Origin of the sequence: Sphingomonas sp. FARSPH, from assembly GCF_003355005.1 — a bacterium.
Taxonomy (GTDB): Bacteria; Pseudomonadota; Alphaproteobacteria; order Sphingomonadales; family Sphingomonadaceae; genus Sphingomonas.
In genome coordinates this window covers 2,244,740-2,265,917 of record NZ_CP029985.1, presented here as the reverse complement: position 1 = coordinate 2,265,917, position 21,178 = coordinate 2,244,740, and the positions used below count along the sequence as shown (strand labels likewise).

General features: G+C 68.1%; 19 protein-coding genes and 1 tRNA gene. 12 read left to right on the top strand and 8 right to left on the bottom strand.

Translation table 11 applies throughout. From position 1 onward, the window contains the following. The first annotated feature begins 7 nt into the window (after positions 1 to 7). The 4 genes from DM480_RS10790 to DM480_RS10775 all read left to right on the top strand — a co-directional run bounded on the left by DM480_RS10790 (position 8) and on the right by DM480_RS10775 (position 7,438). Positions 8 to 916, top strand: a complete 909-nt coding sequence (locus DM480_RS10790; protein ID WP_115378937.1) for a hemolysin family protein — start codon at positions 8 to 10, stop codon at positions 914 to 916. A gap of 176 nt (positions 917 to 1,092) precedes the next feature. Further along, positions 1,093 to 3,309 carry a catalase/peroxidase HPI gene (gene katG / locus DM480_RS10785; RefSeq protein ID WP_115381177.1) on the top strand — a complete coding sequence of 739 codons (2,217 nt, stop codon included), beginning with the start codon at positions 1,093 to 1,095 and terminating at the stop codon, positions 3,307 to 3,309. A 455-nt stretch (positions 3,310 to 3,764) separates the two neighbouring features. Beyond that, positions 3,765 to 5,915, top strand: a complete 2,151-nt coding sequence (locus DM480_RS10780; RefSeq protein ID WP_115378935.1) for a TonB-dependent siderophore receptor — start codon at positions 3,765 to 3,767, stop codon at positions 5,913 to 5,915. Positions 5,916 to 6,115: 200 nt separating this feature from the next. Further along, positions 6,116 to 7,438: a PQQ-dependent sugar dehydrogenase gene (locus tag DM480_RS10775; RefSeq protein ID WP_115378933.1), complete on the top strand. Its 1,323-nt coding sequence runs from the start codon at positions 6,116 to 6,118 to the stop codon at positions 7,436 to 7,438. A gap of 10 nt (positions 7,439 to 7,448) precedes the next feature. Here the strand turns inward: DM480_RS10775 and DM480_RS10770 are convergent, their stop codons facing one another. Both DM480_RS10770 and DM480_RS10765 read right to left on the bottom strand, forming a co-directional pair. Next, entirely contained in the window at positions 7,449 to 7,961 is a 513-nt protein-coding gene (locus DM480_RS10770) for a DUF1440 domain-containing protein (RefSeq protein WP_115378931.1), read from the bottom strand. Between the two features lie 121 nt (positions 7,962 to 8,082). Then, positions 8,083 to 8,508, bottom strand: a complete 426-nt coding sequence (locus tag DM480_RS10765) for an organic hydroperoxide resistance protein (protein ID WP_115378929.1) — start codon at positions 8,506 to 8,508, stop codon at positions 8,083 to 8,085. A 112-nt stretch (positions 8,509 to 8,620) separates the two neighbouring features. On the opposite strand from DM480_RS10765, the gene DM480_RS10760 reads away from it, so the two are divergent. Beyond that, complete coding sequence (locus DM480_RS10760; protein WP_115378927.1) at positions 8,621 to 9,088, top strand: MarR family winged helix-turn-helix transcriptional regulator; 468 nt, start codon at positions 8,621 to 8,623, stop codon at positions 9,086 to 9,088. Between the two features lie 12 nt (positions 9,089 to 9,100). Here the strand turns inward: DM480_RS10760 and DM480_RS10755 are convergent, their stop codons facing one another. Next, entirely contained in the window at positions 9,101 to 10,177 is a 1,077-nt protein-coding gene (locus DM480_RS10755; RefSeq protein ID WP_198665800.1) for a catalase family protein, read from the bottom strand. Between the two features lie 309 nt (positions 10,178 to 10,486). Here DM480_RS10755 and DM480_RS10750 point away from each other — a divergent pair, with 309 nt between their 5' ends. The 4 genes from DM480_RS10750 to paoC all read left to right on the top strand — a co-directional run bounded on the left by DM480_RS10750 (position 10,487) and on the right by paoC (position 15,253). Next, entirely contained in the window at positions 10,487 to 11,287 is an 801-nt protein-coding gene (locus DM480_RS10750) for a Crp/Fnr family transcriptional regulator (protein WP_125471499.1), read from the top strand. 143 nt (positions 11,288 to 11,430) lie between these two features. Next, positions 11,431 to 12,063, top strand: a complete 633-nt coding sequence (gene paoA, locus DM480_RS10745) for an aldehyde dehydrogenase iron-sulfur subunit PaoA (RefSeq protein WP_115378923.1) — start codon at positions 11,431 to 11,433, stop codon at positions 12,061 to 12,063. Further along, complete coding sequence (locus tag DM480_RS10740) at positions 12,060 to 13,046, top strand: FAD binding domain-containing protein (protein WP_115378921.1); 987 nt, start codon at positions 12,060 to 12,062, stop codon at positions 13,044 to 13,046. Before paoA ends, DM480_RS10740 begins: the two co-directional genes overlap by 4 nt. Beyond that, entirely contained in the window at positions 13,043 to 15,253 is a 2,211-nt protein-coding gene (gene paoC / locus DM480_RS10735; RefSeq protein ID WP_115378919.1) for an aldehyde oxidoreductase molybdenum-binding subunit PaoC, read from the top strand. The genes DM480_RS10740 and paoC overlap by 4 nt, the downstream gene beginning before the upstream one ends. Positions 15,254 to 15,307: 54 nt before the next feature. Here the strand turns inward: paoC and DM480_RS10730 are convergent, their stop codons facing one another. After that, positions 15,308 to 16,867, bottom strand: a complete 1,560-nt coding sequence (locus tag DM480_RS10730; protein WP_115378917.1) for an alpha-N-arabinofuranosidase — start codon at positions 16,865 to 16,867, stop codon at positions 15,308 to 15,310. Positions 16,868 to 17,171: 304 nt separating this feature from the next. Between DM480_RS10730 and DM480_RS10725 the strand changes: the two genes are divergently transcribed. Continuing rightward, a complete protein-coding gene (locus tag DM480_RS10725) occupies positions 17,172 to 17,879 on the top strand; it encodes a FadR/GntR family transcriptional regulator (RefSeq protein ID WP_115378915.1) in 708 nt (235 codons plus the stop codon). 87 nt (positions 17,880 to 17,966) lie between these two features. Here DM480_RS10725 and DM480_RS10720 read toward each other — a convergent pair. Beyond that, positions 17,967 to 18,042: transfer RNA gene (locus DM480_RS10720), tRNA-Ala, on the bottom strand. A gap of 124 nt (positions 18,043 to 18,166) precedes the next feature. Beyond that, entirely contained in the window at positions 18,167 to 18,490 is a 324-nt protein-coding gene (locus DM480_RS10715; protein ID WP_115378913.1) for a TIGR02300 family protein, read from the bottom strand. A 128-nt stretch (positions 18,491 to 18,618) separates the two neighbouring features. Between DM480_RS10715 and aroA the strand changes: the two genes are divergently transcribed. Together aroA and cmk are read left to right on the top strand one after the other, a co-directional pair. Beyond that, positions 18,619 to 20,001 (top strand): 3-phosphoshikimate 1-carboxyvinyltransferase, encoded by a 1,383-nt coding sequence (gene aroA / locus DM480_RS10710; protein ID WP_115378911.1) that lies wholly within the window; start codon positions 18,619 to 18,621, stop codon positions 19,999 to 20,001. Continuing rightward, a complete protein-coding gene (cmk, locus tag DM480_RS10705) occupies positions 19,998 to 20,621 on the top strand; it encodes a (d)CMP kinase (protein ID WP_115381173.1) in 624 nt (207 codons plus the stop codon). The genes aroA and cmk overlap by 4 nt, the downstream gene beginning before the upstream one ends. Here cmk and DM480_RS10700 read toward each other — a convergent pair. Together DM480_RS10700 and DM480_RS10695 are read right to left on the bottom strand one after the other, a co-directional pair. After that, entirely contained in the window at positions 20,618 to 20,935 is a 318-nt protein-coding gene (locus DM480_RS10700) for a type II toxin-antitoxin system RelE/ParE family toxin (RefSeq protein ID WP_232833963.1), read from the bottom strand. The two genes, cmk and DM480_RS10700, sit on opposite strands and share 4 nt — an antisense overlap. After that, positions 20,895 to 21,143: a type II toxin-antitoxin system ParD family antitoxin gene (locus DM480_RS10695; RefSeq protein ID WP_115378909.1), complete on the bottom strand. Its 249-nt coding sequence runs from the start codon at positions 21,141 to 21,143 to the stop codon at positions 20,895 to 20,897. Before DM480_RS10695 ends, DM480_RS10700 begins: the two co-directional genes overlap by 41 nt. Positions 21,144 to 21,178 lie beyond the last annotated feature (35 nt).

Below are 21,178 nucleotides of genomic sequence, written 5' to 3'. Positions count from 1 at the left end.
AACACCGATGGCCGAGGACCGAAGTAGCGCCGCGCACGGCGGCGAGCAGGACAGCAGCATCTGGCGGGTGCTGAAGGGATTCATGTCCGGCGGCCGGGTGGAGGATTCGCTCCGCGCGCAGCTGGAAGAAGCGATCGACCGGCACGAGGGCGATCCCACCCCCGACGTCAAGGGCGACCTGACCCAGCTCGAGCGCCAGATGGTGCGCAACCTGTTGCACTTCGGCGAGCGCGACGCGGGCGACGTCGGCGTGCCGCGCGCGGACATCATCGCGGTCGAGGAGAAGACCAGCTTTGCCGATCTGGTGCGCATCTTCGCCGAGGCCGGCCACAGCCGCCTGCCCGTCTATCGCGGCGAGCTCGATACGATCATCGGCATGGTCCACATCAAGGACGTGTTCAACATCCTGGCGACCGACGCGCCGCGGCCGGACAGCCTTGCCCCGCTGATCCGCGAGCCGCTTTACGTGCCCATGTCGCGCGGCGCGCTCGACCTGCTCGCCGACATGCGCGCGAGCCACGTCCACCTTGCAGTGGTGCTCGACGAATATTCGGGGACCGAAGGTCTCGTCACGATCGAGGATCTGATCGAGGAGATCGTCGGCGACATCGCCGACGAGCATGACGAGGCGCCAGAACAATTGCTCGTGCCGATCGACGGCGGCGCCTGGGACGTCGACGCCCGCGCCGAGCTGGAGGATGTCGCCGCGGCGATCGATGCGCGGCTGGGCGAGGCGGACAGCGATGTCGACACCGTCGGCGGCCTCGCCGCGGTGCTTGCCGGCCACGTCCCGAACGTCGGCGACTGCGTCGATCATCCCAGCGGCTGGAAGCTCGAGGTGCTCGACGCCGACGAGCGCCGCATCCACCGCCTGCGCCTGCATCCGCCGGTGACGCGCGAGGTCGAGGACGCCTGACCACCGCCGCGATCCGGCGGGTCGCGGCGCCGAACATCCCCGCTGATCGCAAAAAGCGATCATGACGTTCGCGATTCCGCGTTTCCGCGATGGTTGGGGCTGCGCTACCACCTCGTCCATGCCGCTGGCCGTGCGCGATGACGTGCACGCCGACGATGTTCGAGGAGAGATGCGACATGGACGCGATTACCGAAGGCAGCCCGCTCAGCGACCCGAAGAAGACCCCCGCCGCGCTGCGCAGCCTCTTGGGCCGCACCTCGCGCGACTGGTGGCCGGAGGCGCTGTCGGTCGACATCCTTCATCAGAAGGGCGTCAGCGGCAATCCGATGGGCGACGATTTCGACTATCGCTCCGAATTCCTGACGCTCGACTATGACCAGCTGAAGGCCGATCTCACCGCGCTGATGACCGACAGCCAGCCGTGGTGGCCGGCGGATTACGGGCATTACGGCCCCTTCTTCATCCGCATGGCCTGGCATTCGGCCGGCACGTATCGCACCGGCGACGGCCGCGGCGGCTCGTCGGCGGGCCAGCAGCGGTTCGCGCCGCTCAACTCGTGGCCGGATAACGGCAACCTCGACAAGGCACGCCGCCTGCTGTGGCCGATCAAGCAGAAGTACGGCCGCAAGCTCAGCTGGGCCGACCTGTTCATCCTGGCCGGCAACGTCGCGATCGAATCGATGGGCGGGCCGACGTTCGGCTTCTCCGGCGGGCGCGAGGACGTGTTCGAGCCCGAGAAGGACGTCTATTGGGGCACCGAGGAGGAATGGCTGGGCCAGACCCGGATCGAGGAGCAGGAGGGCCGCGCGCTCGAAAACCCGCTCGCCGCGATCCAGATGGGCCTCATCTACGTCAATCCCGAAGGCCCGGGCGGCTGCCCGATGCCGCAGGGGTCGGCGCGCGACATGCGCGAGACGTTCGCCCGCATGGGGATGAACGACGAGGAGACGGTCGCACTGACCGCCGGCGGCCACACCTTCGGCAAGGCGCATGGCGCGGGCGATCCCAAGCTCGTCGGTCGCGAACCGGAGGGTGCGGACATCGCGGCGCAGGGCCTCGGCTGGGCATCGACGCACGAGAGCGGCATGGGCGATCATACGATCACCAGCGGCATCGAGGGCGCGTGGACGCCGACGCCGACGACGTGGGACATGAGCTATTTCGACATGCTCTTCGATCACGAATATGAGCTGACGAAGAGCCCCGCCGGTGCGCACCAGTGGCACCCGGTCGGCGATCCCGACGACACGCTTGCCCCCGCCGCGCACACCGCGGGCAAGCGCGTGCCGACGATGATGACCACCGCGGATATGGCGCTGAAGGTCGACCCTGCGTACAATGCGATCTGCCAGAAGTTCCGCGCCGACCCCGCGTATTTCGCCGACGTCTGGGCGCGTGCCTGGTACAAGCTGACGCACCGCGACATGGGGCCGAAGAGCCGCCTGATCGGCCCCGAAGTGCCGCAGGAAGAGCTGATCTGGCAGGACCCGATCCCGGTCGCCGACTATCCGCAGATCGACGCCGGCGACATTGCCGACCTTAAGTCGGCGATCGCCAATTCCGGCCTGTCGGTCGCCGAGCTGGTCACCACTGCCTGGGCGTCGGCCTCGACATGGCGCGGGTCGGACCATCGCGGCGGCGCCAATGGTGGTCGCATCCGCCTCGCCCCACAAAAGGATTGGGAGGTCAACAATCCCGAACAGCTCGCCAAGGTGCTCGGCGTCTACGAAGGCATCAAGGCCGACTTCGACGGCAAGGGCGCGAAGAAGGTGTCGATCGCCGATCTGATCGTGCTCGGCGGTTCGGTGGGGATCGAGCAGGCGGCAAAGGCCGCCGGTCACGCGATCGAGGTGCCCTTTACTCCAGGCCGCACCGACGCCTCCGCCGAGCAGACCGATGCGGAAAGCTTCGATGTGCTGGAGCCGAAGGCGGATGCCTTCCGCAACTATCTGCAGGTCAAGTACAACGTGCCGACCGAAGAGCTGATGATCGACCGCGCGCAGTTGCTCGGCCTGTCGGCGCCGGAGATGGCGGTGCTGGTCGGTGGCTTGCGCGTACTCGGCACCAACCATCCGAAGGCGGGCAACCACGGCGTGTTCACCGACCGGCCGGGGCAGCTGACCAACGACTTCTTCGTGAACCTGCTCGACATGGGCACGGCGTGGAAGCAGGTGAGCGACGACAGCGACGAGGAATTCGTCGGCACCGACCGCCACACGCACGAACAGAAGTGGACCGCGTCGCGCACAGACCTGGTGTTCGGCTCCAATTCGCAGCTGCGCGCGATCGCCGAAGTCTATGCGTGCGACGATGCGAAGGACATGTTCGCGCGGCATTTCGTCCAGGCCTGGACGAAGGTGATGAACGCGGACCGTTACGACCTCAGGGTCTAACGGCCCGCCGGGGCGGCCTGCGCCCCGGTTCGCAACCGGTTCCCGCCTGTGCTCCCCTCCGGGCGGGTCAGGAAGGCCGCCGACACCGTCGGCGGCCTTTTTGCGTGACCCCTGGCGTCAGGGTTCGCGCGACAGCAGGTCGGCATCGATCGCGCAGTAATCGCCGCCCGCGGGCCGCGCGCCGTCGCGACTCGCTCCTCGCCGACGACCCGCGTGGCGAATAGCCCCGGCCCCCTGTCATATCGCCACGTCGGCAGCGTGAAGCGCGCGCCCCGCCCCGCTCCCCCACGACCGCGGTAGCGTTGCGAAGGTCGTACCCCACAGATTGCCTTTTCCGCGTGACCGGCGAGCGCCGCGTCCATTGGCAGTGTTTCGAGAGGCGAGTATTACACGCAAAAGCTATTGCGACCTACTCTCATTATTAGTAGAGCGCAGGGCGAAAGGGTTTCAACCATATGTCCTCCGTTTTCCTGACCGCGCTGCTGCTCGGCACCGCGCTTCCCGTCGCGACTGACGATGACGTGCAGATGCAGCGCAGCCGTGCCGCCGACCAGTCCGACATCGTCGTCACCGGTCAGCAGGAAGCGGACCGCGCCTCGTCCGCCACCAAATCCGCGACGCCGATCGCCGAGACGCCCCAGTCGATCAGCGTCGTGACGGGCGAGGATATCGCCGAGCTGGGACTGCAAAACCTCAACCAGGCGCTGCGCTTCGTCGCCGGCATCACGCCCGAGACGCGTGGATCGAGCGCGGAGGTGTACGACCAGTTCAAGTTGCGCGGCTTCGACGCCCCCGCGTTCCTCGACGGATTGAAGATGTTCCAGAGTCCGACGGGATACGCCGTGCCGCAGGTCGACGTCTCGCGGCTGGACCGGGTCGAGATACTGAAGGGCCCGGCATCGGTCCTCTACGGCCAGTCGAGCCCCGGCGGCCTCGTCGCGCAGAGCAGCAAGCTGCCGATCGATACGCCGCTGTATGGCGCGATCGCCGGCAGGTACGGCACCTACGATCTGTACCGCGTCGATGCGGACATCGGCGGCCGGGCGGGCGGCGACGTGCTGTGGCGGCTGTATGGCAGCGCGAATGGCGCCTCGACGCAGCAGCGCTTCGGCAAGCGCGAGCGCGAGACGGTGTCCGCCGCGGTCACCGCGGGCGCCGGCCGCGCGACCAGCTTCACGCTGCTGGGCGCGTGGTCGCACGATCCGTACAACGGGACCTATGGCGTGTTCCCGACGCTCGGCACGCTGATCGCCAATCCTAACGGACGGCTGCCGACGCGCTTCGACGCGGGCGAGCCGGGCAATCGCTTCCGGCGCGAGCAGGCGGCGCTGACCTATATCTTCCGTCACGATTTCGGCGATGGCTGGGCGTTGCGGTCGTCGGGCCGATACCAGCATGTCACCGCTCGGCTCGGCCTCGTCTACACGACGGGCACGCCGCTCGACGCAGGCCTGCGCCGCTTCGGCCGCGCCTCCTATGCGACCGACGAACAGCTGGACAATTGGACGTACGACAATCAGCTGACCGGCAGCGTCCGGACCGGGCCGGCGGTGCACACTCTCTTGTTCGGCACCGACCGGCAGGTGGCGCATGCCCGCGAAGCCTTCGCCTTCGGCTCCGCGACGCCGATCGACGTCTACGCGCCCGTCTATGGCACGATGGCCGTGCCGCAGACGCCGGCCGCGGTGCCCGATCCGTTCGCGGGCAATTATGCGGTCCGCCAGCGGCAGCAGGGTGTCTATGCGCAGGACCAGATCGCGGTCGGCGCGCTGCGCGTCACGCTGAGCGGCCGGCACGACTGGACGCATGCCGAACAGGCCGGGCTGGGCGCGAAGGACGACCGCAAGTTCACCTGGCGCGCGGGCGCGCTCTACACGCTGCCGTTCGGCCTTGCCCCATACGTCAGCTATGCGACGTCCTTCGAGCCGCAGACCGCGCTGGTCCGTCGCGGCGACGGCAGCACGGGGATCGCTGACCCGTCGCTGGGCAAGCAGATCGAGGCGGGCGCGAAATTCACCGTGCCGGGCACGCCGATCCTGTTGACCGGCGCGTGGTTCCGCATCGACCAGACCAACGTGCTGACCTCCACCCCGGATTTCACCGTGTCGCGCCAGACCGGGCAGGTGCGATCGACCGGCGTCGAATTCGAAGGCACCGCGCCGTTGCCGCACGGCTTTGCGGTGCGCGCGGCGTACAGTCGGCAGAGCGTGCGGGTGACCGCGGATGCCGAGGATCCGTCCCGCGTCGGCCGCCGGCTGGAGACGGTCGGACGTGGCGGCGCGTCGCTCAACCTCGACTGGGCACCGACCACGGGGCCGCTCGCCGGGCTGACATTGGGCGGCGCGGTGCGCCACGTCGACCGCATCTATGCCGGCATTTCGCCGATCGACGGCATCGCGCGCGACACGCCCGCCTATACGGTGTTCGACGCCCTCGCCCGCTACGACCTGGCGCAGGCGGCGCCGTCGCTGAAGGGCATGACGCTGGCGGTCAACGCGACCAACCTGTTCGACAAGCGCTATCTGACCAGCTGCTTCGCCAATTACAATTGGTGCTGGTACGGCAACCGGCGCACGGTGCAGGCGACGATCGGTTATCGGTTCTAGGCCCGCTTTTGCGCGGACATCGCCGCTGTTGACGACATAGGGTCCCTTCTCGTCATCCCGGATCAAGTCCGGGGTGACGGAACAGGCTTGGCCGTGGTCAACCAAACGGGTGTGGGCCCGTTCCATGGCATCCGCCTCCGGGCCGGTTTGGGCCGGGAACGGTCATTGTCTCCGCCCCGCCCCTCCCCTAGCGTGGCGGCATGAAGCATCTGCTGCGCATCGCGCTGATCGTCCTCGTCGTCGGTATCGCCGTCGTCGTCTATCTCGGCTGGCCCGACACGGCGCGCGTGCCCTTCGCGCAGGTGACCGGCAAGCGCCCGACGATCACCGACCCGCGCGACCAGACGATCCCGACGTTCAAGATCGCCGATGCGATCGGCTGGCAGGGCGGCAGGACGCCGATCCCCGCGCCGGGGCTGAAGGTGCAGGCATTCGCGCAGGGGCTCGATCACCCGCGCTGGCTGTATCAGCTGCCCAACGGCGACATCCTGGTCGCCGAGACGAACAGCCCGGCGCGAAACGGCGGCGGCATCGAGGGCATGGTGATGCGCTGGATGATGGGCAAGGCGGGCGCGGGCGCGCCGTCGGCGAACCGCATCACCTTGCTGCGCGACGCCAATGGCGACGGCATCGCGGAGGAGCGCCACGTCTTCATGACCGGCCTCAATTCGCCGACGGGCATGGTGCTGTTCGAAGGCCAGCTCTACGTCGCCAACACCGATGCGATCGTGCGCGTCCCCTATCGCGACGGCGCGACGCGGATCGCGGCGAAGCCGGAGCTGGTGGTCAAGCTTCCCGGCGGCGGCAACCACTGGGCGCGCACGCTGATCGCCGCGCCCGACGGCCGCACACTGTACACCGGCGTAGGCTCTTCGTCGAACATCGCCGACAACGGTATGGCGGCGGAGAAATTCCGCGCCAACATCCTGCAGGTCTGGCCGAAGGAAAAGACGTTCCGCATCTTCGCCTCGGGCCTGCGCAATCCGCAGGGGATGGCGATCAACCCGACGAACGAGCAATTGTGGACCGTCGTCAACGAACGCGACATGCTGGGCAGCGACCTTGCGCCCGACTATCTGACGCAGGTGAGCCTGGGCGATCAGTTCGGATGGCCGTGGTATTATTGGGGCGGCTATCCGGACCGGCGCGTCCAGCCGGCGAACCCCGACCTTCAGCAATATTCGAAACGGCCCGACTATGCGCTGGGACCGCATGTCGCCGCGCTCGGGCTGACCTTTTCGAACGGGCTGAAGCTGGGCGACCGCTTCGCCAACGGCGCGTTCATCGGCGAGCATGGATCGTGGAACCGAAAGCCGGTGTCGGGCTACAAGGTCGTGTTCGTGCCGTTCGGCGCGCGCGGCTTTCCCGCCGACGGTGCGAAGCCCGTCGACGTGCTGACGGGCTTCCTCGACTCGGACGGCAAGGCGCAGGGCCGACCCGTCGGCGTGATCGGCGACAAGAGCGGCGCCCTGCTGGTCGCGGACGATGTCGGCAACACGATCTGGCGTGTGTCCGCGCGGTAACCCGCGCGCATCAGTTCTGCGGCGCGAGACCGGAGGCGACCTGCCGCCGGACGAGTTCGGTGACGGTGCCGAAGACAAGGTGCGACGCGACGCCGTAAGCGTGGGTCGACAGCGGCGTCTGCCACGGCGCTGTGCCCAGCCCGACCGCCGGTACCGCCACCTCGTCGAGCAGCGTCGCGGTGGTCAGGCCGAATGCCGCGCCATGGCCCGCGGTGACGCCCGGCCGCACCGCGGCGGCCATGCCATAAGCGACGCCAAGCGCCGCCCCGAGCGCATAGTGCACCGCCTGGCCCGCCAGCGGCTTGTCCGTCGCGGCCAGCTTGTGTCCCACGGTCGCTTGGGCCAGCGCATCGGCGGCCTTCACCGTTGCGGGATCGCCGTCGGACCCGTCCGCAGGACGGAGCGCCGCGACACCCGCCTGGAACGCGTCCATCGCCGCGGAGGCGGCGAGCCCGGCGACGACGCCGGCGAGCGCACCGCCCAACAGGCGGGTGGTCGTGGATTGCTGCGGATCGGCGGGCATCGATGCTCCTCGGGCTCTCTTGCCAAGGGGCAACCAACGCAAGGGGCCGACGATCCCCTTGTGGAGATCGCCGGCGCTTTGGGTACGTCAGCGGACCGTCGGCCCGTGGTTCAACGCTGGCTCAGGCGAGCGTCAGGCCGACATCGACGTTGCCGCGCGTCGCGTTCGAATAGGGGCAGATCTGGTGCGCGGCGTCGACCAGTTGCTCTGCCTGCGCGCGGTCCAGCCCCGGCAGGTCGACCGTCAGGTCGGCGGTGATGCCGAAGCCGCCGGCGGCACGCGGGCCGATGCCGACCTTGGCCGTCACCGCGACGTCGTCGGGCACCTTCACCTTCATTTGCTGGCCGGCGACCTTCAGCGCGCCGATGAAGCAGGCGGAATAGCCCGCCGCGAACAGCTGTTCGGGATTGGTGCCCTCGCCGCCCGCACCGCCCAGTTCGCGGGGCGTCGACAGCTGGACATCGACGCGGCCGTCCTCCGAACGCGCGTGGCCGTCGCGGCCACCGGTGGCGGTGGCATTGGTGCTGTATTTGACGTCAATCGACATGGCTGGGCTCCTGAAGTGAATTTCGTTATCGCGATAAATTATTTAGGCGAGATCGATACGACTGTCCAGATAAAAGTTATCTCGATAGGCATTACATGCTAGAGCCGTGCCTATGGCCGGCGAACCCACTCCCTCCCCACTCCCATTGCCGCTCGACGCGCAACTGTGCTTCTCGCTCTACACCGCGACGATCGCGATCAATCGTGCGTACAAGCCGGTGCTCGACCGGCTTGGCATCACCTACCCGCAATTCCTCGTGTTGCAGGCGCTGCGCGAGCATCCGGACCGCACGATCGGCCAGATCGCCGAACGGCTGTCGCTCGAATCGAGCACGATCACGCCGCTGGTGAAGCGGCTGGAGGCGGCGGGGCTGGTGTCGCGGACACGCGATCCGAAGGACGAACGGCAGGTGCGCGTCCGCCTCACCGACCTCGGCGAAGCGCGCTGGCGGGAGACGGGCTGTCTTGCCCCGCTGATGATAGCGCGCAGCGGGCTCGACGTGGCGGAGGTGCGCGCGCTGAACGAGCGGCTGCATGTGCTCAACGCCGCGCTTGCCGCCCCCCGCGAGGACGCGGCCTAGGCGCGTTGCGCGTCACGCCTCCATCGGTTCGTGATAGGGGCAGCCGTTAAAACGGGCACGGAAATCGGCGGAGTGACGATAGGCCGCGCGCCGCGCGCGGTTGATGTTGCCAAGCGGCCGGTGCGCCGCCAGGCCGGTCCACACGCTGAAGCGCAGGCGCTCGTCGACCTCCTCGACTCGCGCCGGGTCCCAGCTGTCCTGCCGCCCCGCGCGGATCGTGGCGACGCGGACGAAGGGCGCGTCGGCCGCGTTCCACGCGACGGTCGGGTCCTCGACCGGCTGCTTTTCCAGATCGCGGCACAGCTGCACGCGAAATTCCCAGACCGCATCCGGATCGCGCATTTCCGCCCGCACCTCTTCGCGGATCGCATCCTCGCGCCCGGCGATGTCGATGACCTTGCCGGTCAGCGCGACCTGGGCCGGCGCGACGGGGACCAGCGCGAATTTGGCGATATGCTCACCGTAGCGGAACGGCGTGGCGCTGTGGAAGGTCTCGCCGAGCGGCTCGACATTGGGAGCGCCGCCCAGCGAGTCGACCGCGGTAATGCGCGTGCCGATCGCGTCGAGCGCATTGTGGACGCCGCGGAGCACCGCGGAGACGACCTTCTTGCCGCCCTCCATCCGATCGGTGGTCCTGGCGAGCAGCTTGAGATTGCCAAGGAATTTTTCGGCCGTCTTCGCCTGGAAGACCGGGCCGTTGACCATCACGAAATCCTGCGTGCGCCCTTCCGCGCCCGGCAACCGCTCGCCGTCGACACCATAGACCTTCATCGCGAGGCCGCGCGGCAGGCTGATCGCATCGGGCAGGATGTCGCCCGCATTCGTCGACAGGCGGATCATCACCCGGTGCGTGCCCGGCGTCGCGAACAGCCCCTGCGCCAGATGCGGCGGCAGGTCCGCATCGATCGTCATTTCGCCTTCGAGGATGCCGTGCGACTTGGCGTGGACCGACCGGACGGCGTGGCCGTAATCCTCTGCGGTCCGCTCCAGGATCATGTCGAACGCGTCGTTGAGCGCGCGATGCGTCTGCTCTTCCTCCGGATCGATGACCTCGACGGACGGGGCGTAACGGACGGGTGGCTGCATCATGGACACGATCATCCTGGCTGGGAAAGCGAACCGACCCAACGATCCGGACGCGTAAACGGGTGCGACGCGGTCGACCATCGCTGATACGCAACACCTGCTCGCCAGAGGCGATCAACTTGCGCCGCAGCACTGAAGGTCATCATCACTGCCCATTGAAGCGTTGCCGACGGAAATGCACCGCATTAGCAAATTCTTGCCAACGGCCCGCATCGTCCCAACATTGCAGCGACCGGCGGATTGTCTGTACGAAACCGTGCAGAAAATGCGCGGGCTGGACCAGGCAATGGGGGCTATTCTAGGCAGCGTTCGATGACAGCCGATATGACCGATCCGCGCGAGGGCCAATTCCGCATTCCCGTCGCCGTAACTGGCGATGGAATCCGCAACTCCTTCCTCGCCAACCTCGACCCGGACGACTTCGCCCTGCTGGCGCCGCATCTGGAACGGGTGCCGTTCGCGATCGGCGACGAACTGGCGCAGACGGGTGATCCGATCGAATCGCTGCATTTCCCGGAGGGCGCCGTCGCGGCGTTTCTCGACTCGCAATCGGATGGCCGCCGGCTCGCGGTGGGGTTGATCGGGCTGGAAGGGTTCAGCGGCTGGCCGTTGCTGCTCGGCGAGACGCACTGGCCGCACGACGTGGTGATGCGTGCGGAAAGCGGCACCGCGCTGCGGATCGCGCGCGACGCCTTCCTTGCCTGCATCGCGGCGAGCGACAGCCTGCGCGATGCGGCGCTGCGCTTCGTCGGCGTCATCAACATCCAGATGGCGAGCACGATCGTGTCGTCGCTGGTCCACCCCGTCGAGCGCCGGATGGCACGCTGGATCCTGCTGTATCATGACCGGGTGAGCGGCGAGGACATCTGCCTGACGCATGAGGAATTCCGGCTGATGCTGGGCGTGCGCCGGTCGAGCATCACCGAGGCGCTGCATCGACTGGAGGCGGAACAGGCGGTGCGCGGCCTGCGCGGGCGTGTCGTCGTGCGCGACCGCGCGAAGCTGATGGACATCGCCGGCGACACCTACGGTCCGGCGGAACGCGCCTATGCGCGGCTGATCGCCACCGCGCGCCGTGGTGACGCGATCGGCGATCGGCGGATGGGCGGCTGACGTAAATTAGTTCTCGATCGCAACGGAACACGCACCCTGATCCGATCGTTCACTGTCCACGTTGCGTTGCGTCCTGCTTTCCCGGGCCAACATCCATCGCCATCATCGCGCCTGCGTCCGCAGGTGGACAGGGAGCATGCACTATGTCCTTCGGGGACGAGACTCAGGTGTCGCGCCGCGGCGTGATCGTCGGCGGCGCGGCGTCCTGCGCACTGGCCGGCGTGTCGCAGGCCGAGGCGCAGGCCCCGGTCGCCACGCCACCGGCGACGATGCCGGTGACGCTGACCGTCAACGGCCGCAAGCAGACGCTGGACCTCGATACGCGCACGACGTTGCTCGACGCCTTGCGCGAGCATCTGCACCTGACCGGCACCAAGAAGGGCTGCGACCACGGCCAATGCGGCGCGTGCACCGTCATCGTCGAGGGCAAGAGGATCAACAGCTGCCTCAGCCTGGCGGTGCAGCACCAGGGCGACCGGGTCACGACGATCGAGGGGCTGGGCACGCCCGACAAACTGCACCCGATGCAGGCCGCCTTCATCCGCCACGACGGTTATCAATGCGGCTATTGCACGCCGGGCCAGATCTGTTCCGCGGTCGCGGTGCTCGACGAGATCAAGGCCGGCGTGCCCAGCCACGTGCAGGGCGACATCACCGCCGCCCCGCGGCCAAGTAACATGGAATTGCGCGAACGGATGAGCGGCAACATCTGCCGCTGTGGCGCCTATTCGAACATCGCCGAGGCGATCGCCGACGTTGCGGGAGCACGCGCATGAGGCCCTTCACTTACACCCGCGCCAAGACCCCGGCAGAGGCTGCTGCCGCGGTCGCCGCGACGCCGGGCGCGAAGTTCATCGCGGGCGGCACCAACCTGCTTGACCTGATGAAGCTGGAGATCGAGACGCCAGCGCATCTCGTCGATGTCCAGGACCTGAAGCTCGACCGGATCGAGCCGACCGACAACGGCGGCCTTCGCATCGGTGCGCTCGTCACCAACACGTCGTTGGCCAGCGACGCGCGCGTGCGCCGCGATTATGGCGTACTGACCCGCGCGATCGTCGCGGGCGCGAGCGGCCAGCTGCGCAACAAGGCGACGACCGCGGGCAACCTGCTGCAACGCACGCGCTGCCCGTATTTCTACGACACCAACCAGGCATGCAACAAGCGCAAGCCCGGGTCGGGCTGCGCCGCGATCGGCGGCTATTCGCGGCAGCTGGGCATCATCGGCACGTCCGATGCGTGCATCGCCACCTATCCCGGCGACATGGCGGTCGCGATGCGCGTGCTCGACGCGACGATCGAGACGATCGACGGGGCGGGTGCGACGCGGCGGATCGCGATCGGCGATTTCCACCGTCTGCCCGGCGATGCGCCGCACATCGATACCAACCTGAAGCCCGGCGAACTCATCACCGCCGTCACCCTGCCCCGCCCGCTGGGCGGCACGCATGTCTACCGCAAGGTGCGCGATCGCGCGTCCTATGCCTATGCGCTCGTCTCGGTCGCGGCGGTGATCCAGAAGGACGGCACCGGCCGCGCCGCGATCGGCGGCATCGCGCCGCGCCCGTGGCGCAGCGAGGCGGCGGAAGCCGCGATGCCGCAGGGGGCGAAGGCGGTGGCCGACCGCCTGCTCGCCGATGCCCGCCCGACGCGCGACAATGCCTTCAAGGTGCCGCTGGTCGCGCGCACGCTCAGCGCGGCGATCCATGAGGCCACGGGCACGACACAGCAACCGGTGACGCAGGAGCAGGGCGCATGAAGTTCGACACGCCCGCGGGCGCGAACCCGATCGACCGCATGCAGGTGGTCGGCAAGCCGACCGATCGCATCGACGGCAAGTACAAGACGACGGGAACCGCGCCCTACGCCTACGAACAGCATGCGGCCGCACCCAACGCGGCCTATGGCTATGTCGTCGGCGCCGGCATCGCCAAGGGGCGGATCGCGTCGATGGACCTTGCCGCGGCGAAGGCCGCGCCCGGCGTTCTCGCGATCGTTACCGCCGACACGGCCGGCCCGCTCGGCAAGGGCAAGATGAATACCGCCAAGCTGCTCGGCGGTCCCGCGATCGACCATTATCACCAGGCCGTCGCCGTCGTCGTCGCGGAAACGTTCGAACAGGCGCGCGCCGCCGCCGCGCTCGTCCGCATCGATTATGCGCGCGACAAGGGACGCTTCGATCTTGCGGCGCAGAAGGACAGCGCGCCGCTGAAGGGCGACGGCGGGCCGAAGGCGCCGCCGGTCGACCGGGTCGGCGATTTCGACAAGGCCTTCGCCGCCGCGCCGGTGACGCTGGATCAACGCTACACCACGCCCGACCAGAGCCATGCGATGATGGAACCGCACGCCTCGATCGCCGCGTGGAACGGCGACGAGCTGACGCTGTGGACGTCGAACCAGATGATCAACTGGGGCAAGGGCGATGTCGCGCGCACGCTCGGCATCCCGGCGGACAAGGTGCGACTGATCTCACCCTATATCGGCGGCGGGTTCGGCGGGAAGCTGTTCGTCCGCACCGATGCGATCATGGCGGCGCTCGGCGCGCGTGCGGCGGGGCGGCCGGTCAAGGTGGCGCTGCAGCGCCCGCTGATCGCCAACAACACCACGCACCGGCCCGCGACGATCCAGCGCATCCGCCTGGGCTGCGAGAAGGATGGCCGCATCACCGCGATCGCGCATGAAAGCGTATCCGGCGATCTGCCCGACGGCGGCCCGGAGACTGCGGTGGCGCAGACCAAGCTGCTCTACGCCGGCGCCAACCGGCTGACGTCGATGCGCCTCGCGGTGCTCGATCTGCCCGAAGGCAATGCGATGCGCGCGCCGGGCGAGGCGCCGGGCCTGATGGCACTCGAGATCGCGATGGACGAAATGGCGGAGAAACTGGGCATGGACCCGGTGCAGTTCCGCATCGTCAACGACACGCAGGTCGATCCCGCCAAGCCGGAACGCAAATTCTCGCAGCGCAACCTCGTCGGCTGCCTGCGGCAGGGCGCGGATCGGTTCGGCTGGTCGCGGCGAAGCGCCACGCCGGGCGCAGTGCGCGACGGGCGCTGGCTGGTCGGCATGGGCGTCGCCTCGGGCTTTCGCAACAATCTGGTGATGAAGTCCGCGGCGCGGGTCGGCATCGATCGCAAGGGTGTCGTCACCGTCGCGACCGACATGACCGACATCGGTACGGGCAGCTATACCGTTATCGCGCAGACCGCGGCGGAAATGCTCGGCGTGCCGCTCGACAAGGTCGTCGTGCTGCTGGGCGATTCGTCCTTCCCCGTGTCGTCCGGGTCGGGCGGCCAGTGGGGCGGCAACAGCGCGACCGCGGGCGTCTACGCCGCCTGCGCCAAGCTGCGCGACAGCATCGCGCAGAAACTCGGCTTCAATTCCGCCGACGTGACGTTCGAGGGCGGCAAGGTCCGCTCGGGCAACCGCAGCGTCAGCCTGGCCGAGGCAGCGGGCGACGCCGGTCTCTCCGCCGAAGAGGCGATGGAATATGGCGACCTCGCCAAACAATATCAGCAATCGACCTTCGCCGGCCATTTCGTCGAGGTGGGCGTCGATGCCTGGACGGGCGAGGTGCGCGTGCGCCGCATGCTCGCGGTCTGCGCGGCGGGGCGCATCCTCAACCCGACCACCGCGCGCAGCCAGGTGATCGGCGCGATGACGATGGGGGTCGGCGCGGCGTTGATGGAGGAACTGGCGGTCGACAAAAGATTCGGCTTTTTCGTCAACCACGACCTTGCCGGCTACGAGGTGCCCGTCCACGCCGACATCCCGCACCAGGAGGTCGTCTTCCTCGACGAAGCGGATCCGATGTCGTCACCGATGAAGGCGAAGGGCGTCGGCGAGCTCGGCCTGTGCGGCGTCGGCGCGGCGATCGCCAATGCGATCTACAATGCGACCGGCGTGCGCGTGCGCGATTATCCGATCACGCTCGACAAGCATCTGGAGAAGCTGCCGCAGGTGGTGTGAAGGCCGGAAGGCAAGGGGGGCGGCGCTGACGCCCCCCCTTATTCTGCCCGGGCGTCAGCGCAGGTCGAGCATCACCACCGACTTGGGCGGCAAGGTGACGGACAGCGTCCCCGCCGACAGCGTCGCGCCGGTGAACGCGGCCGGTTTCACGGTATCCGGCGCATCGAAGGTATTGTGCGCGTCCATCGCCGCCGCGGTCAGGATGCGGCCTGACACGGCGTTGCCCGTCACGCCGTCCAGCTTGACGGTGATCGTCGCCGGCCGGTTCGGATCGACGTTGGTCAATCCCATATGCACGACGCCGTCCGCGCCGCGCACCGCGCTCGCGCTCACCGCCTTCAGCGTCCACTCGTTCTTGTTGTACCAGTGCGACTGCACGTCGACCGGCAGGACGGTGCCGTCCTGATAGTCCTTGTACAGGTCGAACACCCAATAGGTCGGCGTCTTCACCATGCGGTTGCCGTCGGTCAGCAGCATCGATTGCAGCACGTTGACCATCTGCGCGATGTTGGCGCCGCGCAGCCGGTCCGTGTGCTTGGCGAAGATGTCGAAGTTCAGGCTGGTGACGAGCGCGTCGCGCAGCGAATTCTGCTGGTAGAGGAAGCCCGGGTTGGTGCCAGGCTCGACATCGTACCACGTTCCCCATTCGTCGACGAGCAGCGCGACGCGCTTCTTCGGATCGTATTTGTCCATGATCGCGGCATGGCGCGTGACGATGTCGTCCATCTTCACCGTCTTGGCCAGCGTCCGCGCCCAGCCGTCCTCGTCGAATCCCGTCGCAGCCCCCTTGCGATCCCAGTCGTAGGGGATGGTGTAGTAATGGACGCCGATCCCGTCGAAATGCCCGCTGGCATCGCGCATCATCACGTCGGTCCAGGTGTAATCCTCGGAATTGGCGCCGCTGGCGATCTTCATCACGCGCTGCCCCTCGGGCATCTTGATGAAGGTGGAATAGCGGCGCGTGACGTCCGCGGCATATTCGGGCTTCATGTTGCCGCCGCAGCCCCACAATTCGTTGCCCAGACCGAACATCGTCAGCTTCCACGGCGCCTTGCGGCCGTTGGCGGCGCGCTCCTTGGCCAGGCTCGATCCGGTCGGCGAGGTCATATATTCGACCCATTCCGCCATTTCGTACGGCGGCGCGGAACCGACGTTGCCCGACACATAGGGTTCGGCGCCGACCAGCTCGGAATAGTTCATGAACTCGGTGGTGCCGAAGCTGTTGTCCTCGGTCACGCCGCCCCAGTTGGTGTTGATCTTCACCTTGCGCTTCGCCTGCGGGCCTATCCCTTCGCGCCAGTGATATTCGTCGGCGAAACAGCCGCCCGGCCAGCGGATGACGGGCACGCGGATCGCCTTCAGCGCGTCGATCACGTCGCGGCGATAACCCTCGACGTTGGGCACCTTGCTGCCCTTGCCGACCCAGATGCCGCCATAGATGCCGGTGCCCAGATGCTCGGCGAACTGGCCGAAGATGCGCTTGTCGAACCGGGGCGCCGGCCGGTCGCCGTGCACGACCACCGTGTCGGGCGCGCCGTCCGCCGGCGCGGACCCCTGTTGCGCGAGCGCGGGCGCAGCGAGGACGAGCGCGAGCGCGCTCAGCAGGGTACGCATGGGTCGGTTCTCCGTCGTGCCGGCATCGGCCGCGCACCATTGGCTGGGAATACGGGAAGGAGCGGCAGCGGAACGGACGCGCGACGCGATCGGCCCGAAGCGACGCGTGCGATGCGGATCGCGGTTTATCGGCCTTCGGCTCGCCATGGCGATGCGCATGCCCCTCCCTCTTGAGCGGCATTCTTGTCAGACAAGTATCGCGCAAGTCAAGCGCGCCATTCCACGCTGAGACATCCGGCAGGAAGCGCTTGCGGCGAAGGTTGATCGCCGCTTAGGGTCCGCATTTGAGAGGAATTGGGCGGCGATGGACGAGGCACCCCGGCGGCAACCCGCCCACACGCTGCTGGCGCATCGCCTGGGCGTCGCGATCGCGACCGGCACGCATGCGCCCGGATCGGTGTTGCCCGGCGAACTGGAATTGGCCGAACAATTCGGCGTCTCGCGCAGCGTCGTGCGCGAATCGTTGCGCATGCTCGCGGCCAAGGGACTGGTGGAAAGCCGGCCCAAGGCGGGAACGCGCGTGCGCGACCGCAATCGCTGGGCGATGCTCGACCCCGATCTGCTCGCCTGGATGTTCGAAGGATCGCCGCCGCTCGAGTTCGTGCGTAACCTGTTCGAACTGCGCATGATCGTCGAACCCGCCGCGGCGGAACTGGCGGCGGCGCGGCGCGACGCGCGTCACCTGTCGCGGATGGGCCATGCGCTGGAATCGATGGGCAAGCACGGCCTGGCGACGAGCGAAGGGCAGACGGCGGACCAGTTGTTCCACGCCGCGATCCTAGAGGCGGCGGGCAACGAACTGCTCGCGGGTCTTTCGGGCAGCATCACCGCGGCCGTCCGCTGGACGACGTTCTTCAAGTACAAGCAAAGCCGCCAGCCGCGCGACCCGATGCCGCAGCACCGCATCCTGTTCGAAGCGATCGCCAATGCCGATCCCACCGGCGCGCGCGATGCGACGCTCGCGCTGCTGCGTCAGGCGCAGCAGGATACCGAAGTGGCGCTGGAAGGCTGACCGACGCATCGCGCCGGATGACGCGTCGCGACACGCGCTGGCGGCATGCTTCACGGCAGAACGGCGATGTCAGGGCAAGGGACGAAATGGTGGAGCCGAGGGGGATCGAACCCCTGACCTTCGCAATGCCATTGCGACGCTCTCCCAGCTGAGCTACGGCCCCATCCGTCCGGGAGGCGCCCCACTAGCGGGGGCGCCGGGGCATGGCAAGCGGTGTTTTCACCGCCGGCCACACCTTTTTTCACATCACGCGATTCCCGCCGCACGACGCTGCGACGGGAGAGCGATCAATGCTCGTCGTCTTCGTTGGACGTTTCGACGCCCAGGTCGTCGTCGCCGCCCAGATCGACCTCGTCGTCGGCCGACGGCTCTTCGTCCTCGGCGCTCAGCGCCTCCAGATCCTCATCGCCACCTTCCAGATCGGAATCGGCTTCCTTGCCCTCGGGCTTGACCTGCTCGAACGGCAACGGCTGCTTGGATTTGAGGATCGGTTCCGGCACCCACTGCGTGTTGCAGTTGATGCAGGTGACGGGATCGTCCTTCTCGAGGTCGTAGAAGCGCGTGGCGCATTTCGGGCACGTACGCTTCGTGCCCCATTCCGGCTTGATCATGCCGCCAGTGTGCCTTTCGGAAAAATGGGTCGTCGCGGCCGAAGGTTGCCCCCCGTCCGGTCCGATGCCCGTAACGTGGCGGGCGCCTTGCCATAGCGCAAGGGGACTGTCAAAGCCCGCGGCCAGCCATGTCCAACGTCCCTGCCCACTCGTTCGCCCCCCGCCCGCTCAGTGTCGCCGCGGCCGGTCCGCTCGTCGGCACCGTCACCGTTCCGGGCGACAAGTCGATCAGCCACCGTGCCTTGATGTTCGCGAGTCTTGCCGTCGGCACCAGCCGCATCCGCGGCCTGCTGGAGGGCGAGGACGTGCTCGCCACCGCGGCGGCGATGCGCGCGATGGGCGCGACGATCACGCGCGGCGACGACGGCAGCTGGACGGTCGAAGGCGTCGGCGTCGGCGGTCTGCTGCAGCCCGAGACCGCGCTCGACATGGGCAATTCGGGCACGTCGACGCGGCTGTTGATGGGACTGGTCGCCAGCCATGCGATCACCGCGACCTTCGTCGGCGACGCCAGCCTGTCGAAGCGGCCGATGGCGCGCGTCACCGATCCGCTCGCACGGATGGGCGCGGACTTCACAACCAGCCCTGGCCCTGACGGATCGGGCGGCCGCCTGCCGCTGACGATGCGCGGCCTCTGCCCGGCGGTGCCGATCACCTATACGCTGCCCGTCGCATCGGCGCAGGTGAAGTCTGCGATCCTGCTCGCCGGGCTGAACACCCCCGGCATCACGCGCGTCATCGAGGCCGTGCCCACGCGCGACCATACCGAGCGGATGCTGCGCGGCTTCGGCGCGGACCTGACCGTGGAGGAGACGGCGGAGGGCCGCGTCATCGCGATCGCGGGCGAGGCGGAGTTGGCGCCGCAGGAGATCGACGTACCGGGCGATCCGTCGTCCGCCGGATTCTGGATGGTCGCCGCGTCGATCGTGCCGGGGTCGGACGTGACGATCCGCAACGTGCTGATGAACCCGACGCGCACCGGTCTCGTCACCGCGCTGCGGATGATGGGCGCGTCGATCGAGGAACGGGACCCGCGCGACGTCGGCGGCGAGACCGTCGCCGACCTGCGCGTGCGCCACGCGCCGCTGTCGGCGATCGAGGTGCCCGCCGCTCTCGCGCCGAGCATGATCGACGAATATCCCGTGCTGTTCGTCGCCGCCGCCTTCGCCCATGGCACGACGGTGGCGCGCGGCGCGCACGAACTGCGCGTCAAGGAATCGGACCGGATCGCGGCGATGGCGGCGGCGCTCGGGCTCGCCGGCGTGGCGGTCACCGAGCACGAGGACGGCCTGTCGATCGAGGGTCGCGACGGCGAACCCCTGCCCGGCACCGGCGATGTTGCGGTCGCCTCGCTGCTCGACCATCGCATTGCGATGAGCATGGCGGTCGCAGGGATGCACAGCGCGTCACCGGTGCGGATCGACGATGCCGCACCGATCGCGACCAGCTATCCCGCGTTCGTCGACACCGCCCGCGCGCTCGGCGCCACCCCGCAATGGGTGACGGCATGATCATCGCGGTCGACGGCCCCGCGGCGAGCGGCAAGGGCACGATCGCCAAGGCGCTGGCGCGGCACTACAACCTGCCGCACCTCGACACCGGCCTGCTCTATCGCGCGGTCGCGCTGACGGTCAGGCGGCTGGAGCTCGATGCCGAAAAGGAAGCGGACGCGGTTGCGGCCTGCGGCTTCGACGAGCTGACGCTGGCCGACCCCGCGCTGCGCACCGACGAGATCGGGCAGCTCGCCTCGGTCGTCTCCGCGCATCCGCTGGTGCGTGCGGCGCTGCTCCAGCGGCAGAAACGGTTCGCGCATCAGGACGGCGGCGCGGTGCTGGACGGACGCGACATCGGCACCGTCATCGCGCCCGATGCGACGGCGAAGCTGTTCGTCAAGGCGACGCCGCAGGTGCGCGCGCAGCGCCGCCACGCGGAATTGAAGAGCCACGGGTCGAGCGTCAGTTTCGACAAGGTGCTCGCCGACATCCGCGCCCGCGACGCGCGCGACAGCGGCCGGTCGGCAGCGCCGCTGGTGCAGGCGACCGATGCGGTGACGCTCGACACCAGCTTCCTGTCGATCGAGGCGAGCGTGCAGAAGGCGATCGCGATCGTCGAGGCGGCGCGGACGCGTTAGTCGTTTGCCCAGTCGGCGCGGCCGTGGGGAATGCGCAGGATGACAACGGTGTCGTCTGGCTCGACGTCGTAGACGATCATATGCGCACCGACCGGCAACGCCCGAACGGGTGGATCGAACTCGTAGCGCATCCGCGCCGCCCGAGGATGATCCGCGAGAAACGCGAAACTCTCGTCAAGTCGGTCGGCATAGGCTTCCGCCTGCGCGCGGCCGAACCGTTCTACGCCATGGGCATAGATGGCGTAATAATCCTCGTCCGCCCGCGGCGTGACCCTAAAAGACATCGACACCTGCGCGTCGACGCGCTTCGGCACGCCGCTCGTCCGGCGTCAGCGTGGAAATACCGCTCGCCCGGCCTTCGTCGACCATCTTCTGCATCGCTGCGATCTTTTCGGCGCGCACTTGCTCGCGGCGAATGAGGTCGCGAACGACGTCGCTGGAATTGGCGTAACGGCCGGTTTCGGCCTGTGCCTCGACCCATTCCTTCATGGCGTCTGGCAGCGAGATGTTCATGGTGGCCATGCCCGACACCCTGCGCCTTATGGCAAGGATTGTCA

Bases quoted from the DNA above. Each gene is read 5' to 3' on its own strand.
- DM480_RS10790 (WP_115378937.1), top strand. From the start codon at position 8: ATGGCCGAGGACCGAAGTAGCGCCGCGCACGGCGGCGAGCAGGACAGC.
- katG (WP_115381177.1), top strand. From the start codon at position 1,093: ATGGACGCGATTACCGAAGGCAGCCCGCTCAGCGACCCGAAGAAGACC.
- DM480_RS10780 (WP_115378935.1), top strand. From the start codon at position 3,765: ATGTCCTCCGTTTTCCTGACCGCGCTGCTGCTCGGCACCGCGCTTCCC.
- DM480_RS10775 (WP_115378933.1), top strand. From the start codon at position 6,116: ATGAAGCATCTGCTGCGCATCGCGCTGATCGTCCTCGTCGTCGGTATC.
- DM480_RS10770 (WP_115378931.1), bottom strand. From the start codon at position 7,961: ATGCCCGCCGATCCGCAGCAATCCACGACCACCCGCCTGTTGGGCGGT.
- DM480_RS10765 (WP_115378929.1), bottom strand. From the start codon at position 8,508: ATGTCGATTGACGTCAAATACAGCACCAATGCCACCGCCACCGGTGGC.
- DM480_RS10760 (WP_115378927.1), top strand. From the start codon at position 8,621: ATGGCCGGCGAACCCACTCCCTCCCCACTCCCATTGCCGCTCGACGCG.
- DM480_RS10755 (WP_198665800.1), bottom strand. From the start codon at position 10,177: ATGATGCAGCCACCCGTCCGTTACGCCCCGTCCGTCGAGGTCATCGAT.
- DM480_RS10750 (WP_125471499.1), top strand. From the start codon at position 10,487: ATGACAGCCGATATGACCGATCCGCGCGAGGGCCAATTCCGCATTCCC.
- paoA (WP_115378923.1), top strand. From the start codon at position 11,431: ATGTCCTTCGGGGACGAGACTCAGGTGTCGCGCCGCGGCGTGATCGTC.
- DM480_RS10740 (WP_115378921.1), top strand. From the start codon at position 12,060: ATGAGGCCCTTCACTTACACCCGCGCCAAGACCCCGGCAGAGGCTGCT.
- paoC (WP_115378919.1), top strand. From the start codon at position 13,043: ATGAAGTTCGACACGCCCGCGGGCGCGAACCCGATCGACCGCATGCAG.
- DM480_RS10730 (WP_115378917.1), bottom strand. From the start codon at position 16,867: ATGCGTACCCTGCTGAGCGCGCTCGCGCTCGTCCTCGCTGCGCCCGCG.
- DM480_RS10725 (WP_115378915.1), top strand. From the start codon at position 17,172: ATGGACGAGGCACCCCGGCGGCAACCCGCCCACACGCTGCTGGCGCAT.
- DM480_RS10715 (WP_115378913.1), bottom strand. From the start codon at position 18,490: ATGATCAAGCCGGAATGGGGCACGAAGCGTACGTGCCCGAAATGCGCC.
- aroA (WP_115378911.1), top strand. From the start codon at position 18,619: ATGTCCAACGTCCCTGCCCACTCGTTCGCCCCCCGCCCGCTCAGTGTC.
- cmk (WP_115381173.1), top strand. From the start codon at position 19,998: ATGATCATCGCGGTCGACGGCCCCGCGGCGAGCGGCAAGGGCACGATC.
- DM480_RS10695 (WP_115378909.1), bottom strand. From the start codon at position 21,143: ATGGCCACCATGAACATCTCGCTGCCAGACGCCATGAAGGAATGGGTC.